At 64.1% G+C, this 12,635-nt stretch carries 10 protein-coding genes; 5 read left to right on the top strand and 5 right to left on the bottom strand.

Going from position 1 to position 12,635, the window contains the following annotated elements; genetic code table 11:
- Positions 1-479 precede the first annotated feature (479 nt).
- The 3 genes from dapB to ACILSQ_RS05010 are packed head-to-tail and all read right to left on the bottom strand — an operon-like array spanning position 480 to position 4,593.
- Positions 480-1,217, bottom strand: coding sequence for a 4-hydroxy-tetrahydrodipicolinate reductase (dapB, locus tag ACILSQ_RS05020; RefSeq protein WP_395742490.1), 738 nt, complete (start codon positions 1,215-1,217; stop codon positions 480-482).
- A 32-nt stretch (positions 1,218-1,249) separates the two neighbouring features.
- Complete coding sequence (locus ACILSQ_RS05015; RefSeq protein ID WP_395742489.1) at positions 1,250-4,078, bottom strand: PD-(D/E)XK nuclease family protein; 2,829 nt, start codon at positions 4,076-4,078, stop codon at positions 1,250-1,252.
- Positions 4,075-4,593, bottom strand: coding sequence for a gluconokinase (locus tag ACILSQ_RS05010; protein ID WP_395742488.1), 519 nt, complete (start codon positions 4,591-4,593; stop codon positions 4,075-4,077). Before ACILSQ_RS05010 ends, ACILSQ_RS05015 begins: the two co-directional genes overlap by 4 nt.
- Positions 4,594-4,659: 66 nt before the next feature.
- Here ACILSQ_RS05010 and ACILSQ_RS05005 point away from each other — a divergent pair, with 66 nt between their 5' ends.
- Both ACILSQ_RS05005 and ACILSQ_RS05000 read left to right on the top strand, forming a co-directional pair.
- Positions 4,660-5,328: a DUF1080 domain-containing protein gene (locus tag ACILSQ_RS05005; RefSeq protein ID WP_395742487.1), complete on the top strand. Its 669-nt coding sequence runs from the start codon at positions 4,660-4,662 to the stop codon at positions 5,326-5,328.
- Entirely contained in the window at positions 5,328-6,968 is a 1,641-nt protein-coding gene (locus ACILSQ_RS05000) for an esterase/lipase family protein (protein WP_395742486.1), read from the top strand. Before ACILSQ_RS05005 ends, ACILSQ_RS05000 begins: the two co-directional genes overlap by 1 nt.
- Here ACILSQ_RS05000 and ACILSQ_RS04995 read toward each other — a convergent pair.
- Together ACILSQ_RS04995 and ACILSQ_RS04990 are read right to left on the bottom strand one after the other, a co-directional pair.
- Positions 6,937-8,244 (bottom strand): hypothetical protein, encoded by a 1,308-nt coding sequence (locus tag ACILSQ_RS04995; protein ID WP_395742485.1) that lies wholly within the window; start codon positions 8,242-8,244, stop codon positions 6,937-6,939. The genes ACILSQ_RS05000 and ACILSQ_RS04995 overlap by 32 nt on opposite strands.
- 94 nt (positions 8,245-8,338) lie before the next feature.
- Positions 8,339-8,485 carry a hypothetical protein gene (locus tag ACILSQ_RS04990; RefSeq protein WP_395742484.1) on the bottom strand — a complete coding sequence of 49 codons (147 nt, stop codon included), beginning with the start codon at positions 8,483-8,485 and terminating at the stop codon, positions 8,339-8,341.
- Between the two features lie 255 nt (positions 8,486-8,740).
- Here ACILSQ_RS04990 and ACILSQ_RS04985 point away from each other — a divergent pair, with 255 nt between their 5' ends.
- The 3 genes from ACILSQ_RS04985 to ptsP all read left to right on the top strand — a co-directional run bounded on the left by ACILSQ_RS04985 (position 8,741) and on the right by ptsP (position 12,618).
- A complete protein-coding gene (locus ACILSQ_RS04985; protein WP_395742483.1) occupies positions 8,741-9,823 on the top strand; it encodes a sialidase in 1,083 nt (360 codons plus the stop codon).
- Between the two features lie 133 nt (positions 9,824-9,956).
- Entirely contained in the window at positions 9,957-10,805 is an 849-nt protein-coding gene (locus ACILSQ_RS04980; RefSeq protein WP_395742482.1) for a tetratricopeptide repeat protein, read from the top strand.
- A 52-nt stretch (positions 10,806-10,857) separates the two neighbouring features.
- Entirely contained in the window at positions 10,858-12,618 is a 1,761-nt protein-coding gene (gene ptsP / locus ACILSQ_RS04975; RefSeq protein WP_395742481.1) for a phosphoenolpyruvate--protein phosphotransferase, read from the top strand.
- Positions 12,619-12,635 lie beyond the last annotated feature (17 nt).

The following is a 12,635-nucleotide window of genomic DNA, read 5'->3' as shown; positions in this document are numbered from 1 at the left end:
AAGCGCGTGCCTCCATGTCCGAAGACACCAAGGCGAGGTCAATGCCCGGCGAGAGGCCGAAGATGCCATCGCGGGTGACTTTGAAGACTCGCTCTCCTTCACGAAACCAGTCATGCTCCATGCCGCCGCGTTCCAATCGCGGCACGATGGCCGACGAATCTAGCAGCAGACCCAGACTTCCCGACCATTCACGAAGGTCTTTTTTCTGCCGGGAGAGGGAGGGCGGCCCAGGTGAGCTGCCACCTGCTGGCGAAACTCCTCGGAGGTGACTGAGCGCCGAGACGATAAGATCCTCGCCATCTGCTCTTGAGTGAGCAGCGGCTTCACTGGCGGCTGGCTGTCGGGAGTCTGGGACATCGGCGGGCATGCGGAATGTAAGCGCAGACGCGGCGGGGGGGAAGGGCGGAGTTTGCGGTTGTTGGCGATGCTTTGGAAACCATTGCAAACAATGGCAAACCACGGCCAGCCATCGCAAACTTCTACTTCAGCCCCAGCACATCCTGCATGTCATACAGTCCCGCAGGCTTCCCGGCCAGCCAGACGGCGGCGCGGACGGAGCCGTTGGCGAAGGTGTCGCGAGAGCTGGCCTTGTGGGTGAGCTCGACGCGTTCGCCGACGTTGGCGAAGATCACGGTGTGGTCTCCCACCACGTCGCCACCGCGGATGGCGTGGACGCCGATTTCCTTCGGCGTGCGTGCGCCCACATCGCCAAAGCGGCCGTGCTTGCAGTCGTTGTCGTATTCGAGGCCGCGCACATCGGCGAGGATTTCGACGAGGGTGCGTGCGGTGCCGCTGGGGGAGTCTTTCTTGAGGCGGTGGTGCATCTCCACGACTTCGAGGTCGAAGGCGGGGCCGAGGAGTTCGGCGGCTTTGCGCGTGAGCCAGAAGAGGGTGTTCACGCCGATGCTGTAGTTCGAGGCGAAGACGATGGGCAGGGTCTTGGAGGCTTCGCGGATGCGGGCCAGCTCCTCATTGGTGTGGCCGGTGGTGCCGATCACCAGGCTTTTCTTCTGCTTCAGGCACTCGTCCAGCAGCTCATTGGTGAAGAGGTGGGAGGAGAAGTCGATCACGCTGTCGGCTTTGGCGAGCGCAGGGGACAGGGCATCGCCCACATCCACAGTGGAGGCGACGGTGACGTTTTGAGCCTCGGCGGCACGGATGATGGCCTGGCCCATGCGGCCTTTGCTGCCAGTGATGAGGAGTTTGAGGTCGGACATAACGGGCCGGGTTGATAAGCGGGACCCCGGTATTATGCAAGGGGCGGCTGTACGCTGTGCAGCGGGTCGTGCAGCAGAATCTCGTCGTAGTCCGCGTTCGGAGAGCGCTCGGCCGGCGGCCAGAAAACGCCGCTGCGGATGCGCTCCACGGCTTCGGTGGCGCACGCCAGCGCGCAGTCGGTCAGGCCGGCGTCAAAATTCTCCCAGGGTACGATGGCGGTGTCCTGGATGCTTTTGGGCAGGGCGAAGTAGGCCACCTCGCGCACGTCCAGGCCGCGCTGGCGCAGGGCGGCGGCGTAGAGGGGCAGTTGCAGATCCAACCACAGGGCGCGCCGGCCGTCGGGCAGGTCAAAGCACTTCCATTCATCCGCTTCGGTGAGCTTGGTGCGGGCGGTGATGACTTTGAAATGCGCCTCCTCTGGCGGCCGCCGTTTGTCGGAGCTTTTGAAATCCACAATGCGCACCTTGCCGCTCACGTGGCGCTCAATGCGGTCGATGCGGCCTCGCAGGCGGGCTTCAGCGATGAGGAAGGGCCTGGCGTCTTCTTCACCGCCGATGAGCAGTTCCGCCTCCACGCTCTGCCAGCCTCCCTGGCGGTTTTTAGCCTCGATCTCCGCGGCCTTCTTCAGCCGCTGCAGGATGCTTTCCATCTGCAGCGTGATCAGCGGCGCGGGACGCCGGCCGTAGATTTCCTTCACCCGGTCCCGGGCGGCGGCTTCGAGACAGTCGGAGATTTTTCCCTCATGCGTGCAGTCGCGCATGGCTGCATCCAGATGCAGTTGATGAAAGGCGTGATGGATCACGTTGCCAAATTCGGCGGCATCCAGCTCGCGCTTGTCCATCTCCACGGCCTGCATGCGTTTGTTGCAGCCCAGGTAAAAGCGGAAGGGGCAGCTCAGGTACTCACGCAGGCGCGAAGGTGAGATGGTTTCCAGCGGCTTTGCGGCCCAGTCCGGCTCCAGTTTCCACGCCAGCGTGCGCGGCGGTTCGGCGGTGGCGGGCTGGTCTTCTTCCTTGGGGAAAAGATGGGCCACGCGCCGCGGCAGCGCCTGATCATCACAAAGAAAGAGAAGACGGGAGGGGCGCAGGGCATCGCCATCTTCACTCCACTGCCCGCAGAGCAGGCGCAGGCGGCCACGATCTCCCAGACGCTGATGCGCCAGCGCGGCGAGGATGAAGGCGTCACGCGCAAAGCGGGTGTTTTGATGCGGCAGGCCCAGTGCCTGGCGCAGGCTGTCCGGCAGAAACGGATGGCTGATGAAGATGCCCGGCACATGCTCCTCATTGAATCCGGTGACGATGAGGTTGGGCGCGTGCTCCCACAGCAGTTCCAGCCAGCCCTGCAGCACGACGTCAATGTCACCGCGAGGTTCGGCGAGGCGGCTCTGCGCCAGGCAGTCGAGCGACAATGAGAATGCCTCCTCCGCCGTGGGCTGCAGGCCGAAGCGCCGGGCTTCGAGCTCGAGCTCTTCACTGATGCGCAGCCACTCGGTGGCCAGCTCCGTGCGCTCGCGGTCGCCCGGCGCTTCGGGATCGAAGTCATGCTCACCGAGCAGTTTCAGGATGAGCGCGCGCGCTGCATGCGCCGGGCTGAGCCGACGCAGGGAATCGAGGAGTGCGAGCGTGTTTTCCACCGCGGGCAGCAGAGCCGGGTGCTCTGCGAGCGGCAGTTCCAGCGCATGCGTCAGAGTCACGGGCAGATGCTGGCTGCTGAAGTCATCCGCCTGGCGCAGCAGTCCGGCAGCACTCTCATTGCCGGGGATGATGGCGCTGCGGAAGTCCTGGATGCGCAGCAGCGCGGCAAAGGCGCGCCAGGAGCCGGAGGCCAGCAGCAGGCGGAAGCAGTCGAGCATGTGCCACAGCCCCTCGCGCTGCACAGGAATGCCGCCGGGTTCAAAGCTGCGTGCGTTTTCGAGCGTGAGTTTTTCCAGCAGCAGGCTGCCGACTTCGGAATCGCAGACGCCGAGCGCGGTGCGCGCCGTGGGCACGAGCTCGCGCATGAGATCCAGCGTCAGCGCCGCCTGCGTGGCGGGATCGCGCGCCACATGAATCTGCGCGTCTTGGATCGGCAGGCTGCTGCCCGCGTCTTCGCCCCAGTATTCGGGAAGGGGGCGTCCGCAGTCATCAAAGGTGTGGGCCATGGACTGCGGTGCCTGAATCGCGATGACCACCTCCAGGCCGCGGCTGGCACATCCGGCGATCCATTGATCCAGCAAGGGCGGCAAATCCGGCGAGGCGAGCACGACGATGCGCCGCACGCCGTCCGGCAGGGCGGGCTCCTGCGCATGGCGGCGTTTCAGTGCCTGCGCATCGGCCACTTTCGCCTGCGCGAGCTCCGCGAAGTACGCGCGCTCGATTTTCCCCAGGTCCTGCCAGCGTGCGGCGTCGCGCTGAGCGGCGGGGTGTGTGGCGGTCTCCGCAAAGGTGAGGCCGCCGGTGCCGAGAAGCATTTTCAGCTCCGCCAGCATGCGTGCGGTCTCCGCCTGCCAGCCCCAGCCGAGAGAGACGGGCGGGTGTGGAAAGAGCGCTGGCAGTGCCTCCAGCGGCACCTGCTCCAGCGCGCGCTGCCAGGCCATCTGGGACTGCACGGCGGTGGCGGCTTCGAAGCGGCGCGACTGCGGCAGCAGGGCCTGCTCCGGCAGCCAGAGATGCGGCACGATGGCGGCCGTGCCGGTCTCGTTCGTCACCTGCGCCAGCGCCTCGCGCAGGCGGCGTCCGGCTTCACCGTTGGGCACCAGCAGCAGCGTGCTGCTGAGGTCCAGCGCACGCGCTGAATCCCAGCCGCGGCAGAGAAAAGCCACGGCCTGATCCAGGACGGGAGCCTCCCACCCCCAGAACAGACGCTGGACCGGCACACTCATGCGTCTTCCTCTTCCAGCTTCTGGATGATGTCGCTCACGATCTGCTCGGGCGTTTGATCAATGGCCACGTGGATCACATCCGGCGTCAGTTCCAGGGTGGCGAGCTGGCTGTCCAGCAGGGCAGGGGGCATGAAGTGACCTTTGCGCCCCGCGAGGCGGGAGGCGATGAGCTCCTTGCTGCCGTCCAGCAGGACAAAGCGCAGGGTCTCGGGCTGATCGTGGGCGCGCAGCTTGTCACGATACTCCGGCTTCAGCGCGGAGCAGGCCAGCACGTAGATGGGCGTGACGTGGCGCATGTCCTCGATGCGCTGGCGCAGCGTGGCGTACCAGGGCCAGCGGTCCTCGTCAGTCAGCGGCGTGCCGGCGGACATCTTGGCCTTGTTGGAAAGCGGGTGGAAGTCGTCGCCATCTTCAAAGGTGCCGTCGAGTTTTGACGCGAGCTGGCTGCCGATGAGGGACTTGCCGGAGCCGGAGACACCCATGACGATGATGGTTTTTAAAGCGGAGGTGAGCATGGTGGAAGGTGTTTTTTGTGAAGCTTGACCGTGGGGCATGCCACGCTGAAAATGCGGGCCGAAGCCATGAAATTCCCCACCCTGACCGCTCTTCTGGTGCTCGGCACCGCCTTTGCCACTGCTGAAGACAAGCCTGCTGCCGCGGCAAAACCGGCGGCGGCCAAAGAGATCGTGCTCTTCAACGGCAAATCCCTCGACGACTGGGAGAGCGTCGATGTGGGCGGCAGCGGGGTGGTGGAGGTGGAGGGAGGCCTCATGATCATCAATCAAGGGGAGAATGTGAGCGGTGCCATTTACAAGAAAGCGGCGGCACTGCCAACGACCAACTACGAGATCACGCTGGAAGCCAAGCGGCTGCAGGGCGTGGATTTCTTCGTGGGCCTCACCTTTCCCGTGGGGGATGTGAAACACTGCGCCACCCTGGTCTGCGGCGGCTGGGGCGGCAGCGTGACGGGCATCTCCTGCATCGACAGCCTGGACGCCTCCGAAAACAACACCTCCAGCTACCAGCGCTACAACGATGACCAGTGGTATGCCATCAAGCTGCGCGTCACGCCGAAGAACATCAGCGTGTGGCTGGGGGAGAAGCAGGTCGTTGACGAGGACATCGAGGGAAAAAAGATCGGCGTGCGCCCCGGTCCCATTGAAAGCTACCTGCCGCTCTCGCTGACCACCTTCAACACCACCGCCGCCATCCGCAACGTGAAGCTGACGCCCATTCCGGAGCCGAAGTGATGCGCGGCCGCTGTGTGACACACCTGCTCGTCCTCGCCGCATGCGGGGCGCTGACCTCCTGCCACTCCGTGCTGCGCATGGAGCTGCCCCGCGCGGAGACCGTGCTGAGCAGCGGTGAAAAGCGGCGCATGGCCGCGCTGCTGGAAGAAGTGGCGGCCGGGTGGGACGGCATGCATCACGGCAAAGCCTCCGCCAGACGGGCGGCCGAGGACCGTTACGAGCGTGCACTGGCCAGGTTTCTGCGTGAATGGGATGCCCACCAAAGCCCGCGCTACTGGCAGAACGGCACCGTCTTTGCGTCCAGAAGCCAGACGTTCCAGGTCGGGCTGAGCACCCAGCCCGGCCTGCGGCGCGAGGTGAAGCCCGCGCAGATCGACGAGCTGATGCTGGCCTCGCGCACGAGGTCGCATGGGGAGGACACTCTCTCTGAAAGGCCCGGCGTGGGCGTGCCGGTGGTGGGCCACATCTACCGCAATGACACCACGCGCAGGGAGCAGCCCTTTCTGCCGCCGAACGGCGGCAACCTCACACTCACCGCCGTGATGGAGCTTGCGGAGGATGATGGAGATCCCGCCACGCCACGGAGCTGCCGCCTGCGCCTGCACGATGCCCTGAACGTGGACACCGTGAAGGTGCGGCAGGATGAACGCCTGCTGGCCGCAAACTTCACTGCCGCCAAGGACCGGGCGCTCTCCAAAAAATCACTCGGCCTCTTTTCCTGGGTGGGCCTGTTTTACCCCGAGCGCACCCTGGGAGACTGCCGCCTCTGCTGCATGGACGCGTATGATCCGCGGCGCATTCCGGTCGTGTTTGTGCACGGGCTCATGTCAGACCCCCACATCTGGCTGAATGCGGTGAATGCCATCAGCTCAGACCCGGAGCTGCGCGCCAGGTACCAGCCCTGGTATTTCCTCTATCCCACCGGCATGGGCGTGCCGCAGACCTCCGCGCGTCTGCGTGCCTCCCTGCAGCAGGCGCGCGATTACTTTGACCCTGACCACAACGACCCCGGCATGAGCCGCATGGTGCTCGTGGGCCACAGCATGGGCGGGCTGCTCAGCCGCATGCAGGCCATCGACCCCGGAGACAGGCTTTGGAACGCCATTTTCACCAAGCCGCAGGAGCAGCTCAATGTCTCCCCCGCCTTGCAGGAACGCCTGGCGAGCACGCTTAAATTCAAGCCGCGGCCCGAGGTGAAGCGGCTCGTCTTCATCACCACACCGCAGCGCGGCAGCGATCTGGCCGGAATCAATCTCGTGCGCCGTCTCGCCTCGCTCATCCGCCTGCCGGTGGACACCCTGCTGATGTCAAAACAGCTGCTCACCGGCAACACGGACGCCCTTTCGCCGCAGATCCGCGACTGGGGCTTCTTTGCGTTTCTGAGCATCGGCACGCTGTCCAACAAACATCCCTTTTATCAGGGCCTCAATGAGGTGCCCATCCCCGTGCCGTATCACTCCGTCATCGGCCAGTTCGGGCACAAGCCCCTGCTGCAAAGCTCCGACGGCGCCGTGCCCTACTGGAGCGCGCATCTCGACGGCGCCGATTCCGAAAAAATCGTGCCCTGCTGGCACGGCTGCGTGGAGCGCCCCGAGGTGGTGCAGGAAGTCACGCGCATTCTGCGCGAGCATCTGCGCTGATCAGGGGCCTGGCACGCTTGCGCCTGACAAGAAGGATGACATAGATCGCCACAACACCGCCGGCAGCCAGCGCAAACACGACGAGCCCGACATGGCTGTAATCGGAAAGCCAGGCTGCGAGGGGGACGCCCACCCGTTGTTCCAGCTTGGTCCGGGGCACTTCGGGCATCTGCGGCTCCTCCCAGCCGTTCCAGAAGTCCGTGTGAGTATCCGGGTGCATGCCTTTGGCAAAGCGCTGCTGCATGAAGGCCGTCTTGGCCGCCAGCCGCTGCCGCGCGGCGGCGCGGGCCTGATGAAACCACAGCGGGATGGCAGACTGATCCCCGCTGCCTCCCCAGATGCCCACGCGGCTGAGTGAAAGTGGCAGCCGCTCCAGCATTTCCTCCCTGGTCGGCGGAACCTTTGAGCCTTTGAAGTGGGCTTCCGGCTGCAGCCAGTCGTGAAGATCCTTTCCCGCATAGACCGGCTCCCGCCCCTCTTTGATCAGCTCGGTCATTCGCAGGCAGGTGAGATAACAGAGGGCGAAATGCGAATCTCTGTGCCCCTGCGGCGTCCTGTCGTTCATGAGAAGCCATGACACCAGAAAATGCACATCCAGGCTGTCCTGCGCTGAGCCCATCTGAATCAGTCCGCAATAACCTTTCACCAGATTGGAACTGGTGGTGTCCACAGTGTTTGGGAAGTCCGCCTGCACAGAGCGCAGCAGCTGGTAGGAATCGTACAGGGGCTCCTGCATGCCGGGGCTGTGCAGGCCCGCCTGCCACCACTCCAGCAGCGCCAGGTGGGCACGCTCGCGGCCAAAGTGTGCGTTGGGATTGATCTCCAGCGCGGTTTTCACCTCCTCAATGGCGAGCTTGAGCTTTTCTTCCTGCGCGTTGCGCTCCAGTGTCTTGATCCATTGGTGCGTGCGGAAGACGCCCAGGTTGGCATGCATGCGGTAGCGGTGATCCGTCGTCTGCTCCGGTGGCAGTGCCGCCATGCGGGCGCTCTTCCGGTCCATCCACGCCACCGCGTCATCATGCCGGCCCAGGCGGTCGCAGGCCACCGCCGCATCATCATACAGCTCCAGACGTTCCGGTGTGGTGCCGATCTCCTTCGTCACACGGTCCAGGCGCATCTGGTAATACTCCGGCGGAAACCGGTCAAACCACCCCACCATCGTCTCCACCACCTCCAGCCTCCCCTGCGCCTCCATGGCGATGGTATCGCGATCCCACAAGCACGCGCACAGCGGCGTGGCAGTCAGCAGGAAGACAAAGGCGGGAAGGAACTTCATCCAGGTACGGAACGAGACATCCACGGCCGGGTCAAACGAGATTGCATTCAAGTTCGACTTTGGCCGCGTGGCGATCCCGCAGCCTGGGCAAACTTCATTGCTCCTCGGCGTCATAGAGTTCAAAGACGCTTGCGGAAGCATGGATGACGTACTCACGTTCCAAAAACCATTCGCGCAGTTTCTGCCACTCTTCCCGTGGAAGGGCCTCGATGGCTTCCTCGATTTCAAGGACGGTGTGCATGGGTGAATATGATAGCATATTTGCCAGACTGATTTCCGCAAAGCAAAGAAAGCCAGGAGACGCTCGCGGAGGCTTGAGGACAAGCCTCCCTGCCTCGCGCTGGATGTATGGGAGCCCAGCGCGAGGTAGGGCGGACTGTCCTCAGTCCGCCGCCGTCGGAGCCCATCGTTCCCTTGGAACGGCATGCGCCCTGATGCGGCCGAACCTTTTGCCCGCATGGAACCGCCGCGAAGCTGCGTTTTTTGAGTTCCAACCATGAAATCTTTGTTCCTTTCCGGCCTGCTGGCCTCCGCGCTGGTGGTCCATGCCGATGATCTGCCCTTCACCCAGGTGCCTGCCGAATTTGCCGGCCAGTTTTCACCCGGAAAATCACCGCTGGTTTTCAATGACGGCACGCCTGTGAAAGCGCCGGCGGACTGGCCGAAGCGCCGCGCGGAAATCCTGGCCGACTGGCACGCCATCATGGGCCCATGGCCCGCGGTGATTGAGAAACCCAAGATCGAGGTGCTGGAAACCAGGCAGCGGGAAGGGGACATCACCCAGCGCAAGGTGCGCATCGAGATCGCCCCCGGCCAGACCGGCGATGGCTACCTGCTGCTGCCAAAAGATGCAGGCAAACGCCCCGCGGTGTTTGTGCCCTACTACGATCCTGAAACAAGCGCGGGTCTGAGCGAGAAGCCGCTGCGCGACTTCGCCTGGCAGCTCGCGCGGCGCGGTTTTGTGACTCTGTCCATCGGCTCCCCGGGTGGGGATGCACGAAAGCCGGTGCTGAGCGAAGGCGCAAAGTGCCAGCCGCTCTCCTACCTTGGCTACATCAGCGCCAACATGTGGCAGGCCCTGGCATCTCTGCCAGAGGTGGACTCCGCGCGCATCGGCATCGTCGGCCATTCCTATGGCGGCAAGTGGTCCCTCTTTGGCTCCTGCTTGTGGGACAAATATGCCTGCGCGGCGTGGAGCGATCCGGGCATCGTCTTTGATGAAACCCGCGGCAGCATCAACTACCAGGAACCGTGGTATCTCGGGCTGGACCCCGCCCTCACGCGCAAGCCCGGCCTCGTCACCGCAGACAGTCCCCGCACCGGCGCCTACAAAACCCTCGTCGAAAAAGGCCACAACCTGCAGGAACTCGAAGCCCTCATGGCCCCGCGCCCCTTCCTCGTCTCCGGCGGTGCGGAAGATCCCCCCAAGCGCTGGACCGTCCTGAACCACGCCATCGCGGTCAATCAGCTCCTCGGCACCACCAGCCGCGTGGCCATGACCAACCGCGAGAAGCACGACCCCAATGAGGAGTCCAATGAGCAGATCTACCGGTTCTTTGAGTACTGGCTGAAGCCCTGACCTGAGGCCTTGTCAGCGCAGGGGGGCCGGAACCCGGAGTTTTGTGCATTGGGACAAAGGCGGCACTTGACGGAGGGCCGCTCTGTCCACGAAGGTACGTCTTCAACCGTCACGTGACCTTTTTGTCGAGATCATGCCAGAAAACACCGCTCCAGCCACCACCGCGAATCCTGCCGTCCAGTCCGCTCTCAAAGCGGTGGAGGCGCAGCGGGAAGCTGTGAAGGAGTTTCCTGGCAAGGCCCCCGGCCTGGTGCGGGCGCTGCAGACGCTGGGAGACGCCCAGCGCGATGCAGGGGACGTGCCTGCGGCCGAGGCCTCCTACCGCGAGGCGCTGGAGGCGGGCAAGGATCTGGAGCTGCCCACCGAGGTGATGGCCAATGTGCGCACCAGCCTGGCCACGCTGCTGGACTTCAGCGGGCGTGAGGCGGAGTCGCTGCCCTATTACGAAGAGGCGATCAGCAATCATGAAGCCCTCGGTGGGGAAAATGCCGAGGTGGCGGCGCAACTGCGCAACAACCTGGCCATGACCTACAAGTGCATGGACAAGTTTGCCCTGGCCGAGCAGCACTACCTGCGCTCCCTGGAAACGCTGGAAAACAAGCGCGGGCGCAAATCCGAATCCGTGGCCTGCGTGTTCAACAATCTGGGCAGCCTGTACTACGCGGCCGGGTTCCCCGACCAGGCCAAGGAGATGTTTGAAGACGGCCTGCAGATCCGCACGGAGGTGCTGGGAGAGCGCCACCGCGATGTGGCGCAGTCCCTGTGCAATCTGGCCACGGCCTGCCATGAGCTGAAGGACAACGACGCGGCGCAGAAGCATTTTGAAAAGAGCCTGACCATTCTGGAGTCGCAGCTCCCGCAGGAGGCGCGCAGCTATGAGGCCATCGGGACCGATTACGTCGCCATGCTGGAGATCATCGGTGAAGAGGGCAAGGCCGCCGCGCTGAAAAAGCGGATGGAAAAGGTCCTGGCCGCAGTTTGATGCATGGTGGCGTTTGCCAAATGCGTTGTCCGCATGAAAGGTAGGCGCGGAAATGAGTCCCCACCCCTTTTTGCAAGAAAAAACCTGGAGCGGCACTGCGGTGTCCAGCGGGGTCGCGCATGCGGTGGTTCATGTGCTTAAGGACCACTTTGACGAGCCGGACGAGGACACCATCGAGGCTGGTACTGAAGACCATGAAATGCAGCGCCTGCACGCGGCGCTGGCGGTGACGAGCAAGGAGATCGAGGAGCTCCAGCGCGTCATGGCCGGGGAGCAGGGCAGCGCCGAGAGCGAGATCTTCGAGACGCATCTGCTCATCCTGCAGGACGCGACCATTTTAAAGCAGACGGAAAAAACCGTGCGCGAGCAGCGCGTGTGCGTGGACTGGGCCTACTACAAGCTCATGTGCAAGCACATGGACGCCCTGCGCGGACTTTCAGACGCCTACCTGCGCGAGCGCTTTCTCGATGTGAAAGACGTCACCCACCGCGTTATGCGCCACCTGCGCGGCGAGTTGCTGGACCACCCGATGTTTGACGAGCCCGTGATCGTGGTCGCGCATGATCTCACGCCTTCGGACACCGTGCAGCTTGACCGCAGCAAGGTCCTCGGCTTTGCCCTGGAAACGGGCAGCGCAGTGTCTCACGCGGCCATCATCGCCCGCTCCCTGGCCCTGCCGGCGGTGGTACGGCTGCATGGCATCTGCGACGAGCTGCACAGCGGCGACACCGTGCTGCTGGATGGTGAAGGCGGCCTGCTGATCCGAAATCCCAGCGCAGAGACCCTGACGCGCTACCGGCTGCGCGAGGAGCAGGCGGAACGGCGCGAGGATGTGTTCCAAATGGAGCGGCACAAGCCCTCCCTCACCCGCTGCGGCACCGCCGTCTGCGTGGGGGCCAATGCGGAGTTCATCGAGGAAATGAAGATCGTGGAGGACAGCGGCGCCGAGGAGGTGGGCCTCTTCCGCACCGAGTTTTTGCACCTGGAAAACCCGGACGCCACGGAGGATGAACTGGCCGCCGCCTACGGGCGCGTGGTGCAGTCCCAGGCGCCGAAGCGTGTGGTGTTCCGCACGCTGGATCTCGGCGGGGACAAGGTGGACGAGCGCCTGGCCCTGGAGCCGGAGCCCAATCCCTTTCTCGGCTGGCGCGGCATCCGCCTCTCCCTGGGCCGGCTGGATCTGTTCAAGCGCCAGCTCCGCGCGCTGCTGCGCGCGGCGGTGCATGGGCGTGTGGGCATCATGTTTCCCATGGTCTCCGGAGTTGAGGAAGTCATCGAGGCGAAAGCCGTGCTCAATGACTGCGCGGACGAGCTCACTGCGGCGGGGGTGGACGTGCCGGACGAGATCGAGATCGGCGCCATGATCGAAATTCCCAGCGCCGCGCTCTCGGCGGATTTGATTGCCGCGGAAGTCGATTTCCTCAGCCTGGGCACGAATGACCTGACGCAGTACACCATTGCCGTGGACCGGCTCAATGACCGCGTGGCACAGCTCTACCAGCCCACCCATCCCGCGGTGCTGCGCCTCATCGCCATGTCCGTCAAGGCGGCGCGCTCAGCGGGCATCCGCATCGGCATGTGCGGAGAGATGGCCTCGGACCTCACGCTCACGCCCCTGATGATCGGCCTCGGCTTGAATGAGCTCAGCGTGGCCACCACTCAGATCGCCCGCGTGAAGCATGCGGTGCGGCGCCTGGCCGTGGCCGAATGCGAAACACTCGCGCAAGCTGTCCTTAAATGCTCCAGCCCGGCCGAGATAAGGAATCTCAGCCGGGCTGTGGCGGATCGGTGTTATCCTGAACTTTTTGAGTAAGTTTGCGGTTGTGAGCG

Origin of the sequence: Prosthecobacter sp. (assembly GCF_044227185.1) — a bacterium.
GTDB lineage: Bacteria > Verrucomicrobiota > Verrucomicrobiia > Verrucomicrobiales > Verrucomicrobiaceae > Prosthecobacter.
This window is presented reverse-complemented; position numbering and strand designations above follow the sequence as displayed.

Excerpts from the sequence above, each read along its gene's own strand:
- dapB (WP_395742490.1), bottom strand. The coding sequence starts at position 1,217 with ATGTCCGACCTCAAACTCCTCATCACTGGCAGCAAAGGCCGCATGGGC.
- ACILSQ_RS05015 (WP_395742489.1), bottom strand. The coding sequence starts at position 4,078 with ATGAGTGTGCCGGTCCAGCGTCTGTTCTGGGGGTGGGAGGCTCCCGTC.
- ACILSQ_RS05010 (WP_395742488.1), bottom strand. The coding sequence starts at position 4,593 with ATGCTCACCTCCGCTTTAAAAACCATCATCGTCATGGGTGTCTCCGGC.
- ACILSQ_RS05005 (WP_395742487.1), top strand. The coding sequence starts at position 4,660 with ATGAAATTCCCCACCCTGACCGCTCTTCTGGTGCTCGGCACCGCCTTT.
- ACILSQ_RS05000 (WP_395742486.1), top strand. The coding sequence starts at position 5,328 with ATGCGCGGCCGCTGTGTGACACACCTGCTCGTCCTCGCCGCATGCGGG.
- ACILSQ_RS04995 (WP_395742485.1), bottom strand. The coding sequence starts at position 8,244 with ATGAAGTTCCTTCCCGCCTTTGTCTTCCTGCTGACTGCCACGCCGCTG.
- ACILSQ_RS04990 (WP_395742484.1), bottom strand. The coding sequence starts at position 8,485 with ATGCACACCGTCCTTGAAATCGAGGAAGCCATCGAGGCCCTTCCACGG.
- ACILSQ_RS04985 (WP_395742483.1), top strand. The coding sequence starts at position 8,741 with ATGAAATCTTTGTTCCTTTCCGGCCTGCTGGCCTCCGCGCTGGTGGTC.
- ACILSQ_RS04980 (WP_395742482.1), top strand. The coding sequence starts at position 9,957 with ATGCCAGAAAACACCGCTCCAGCCACCACCGCGAATCCTGCCGTCCAG.
- ptsP (WP_395742481.1), top strand. The coding sequence starts at position 10,858 with ATGAGTCCCCACCCCTTTTTGCAAGAAAAAACCTGGAGCGGCACTGCG.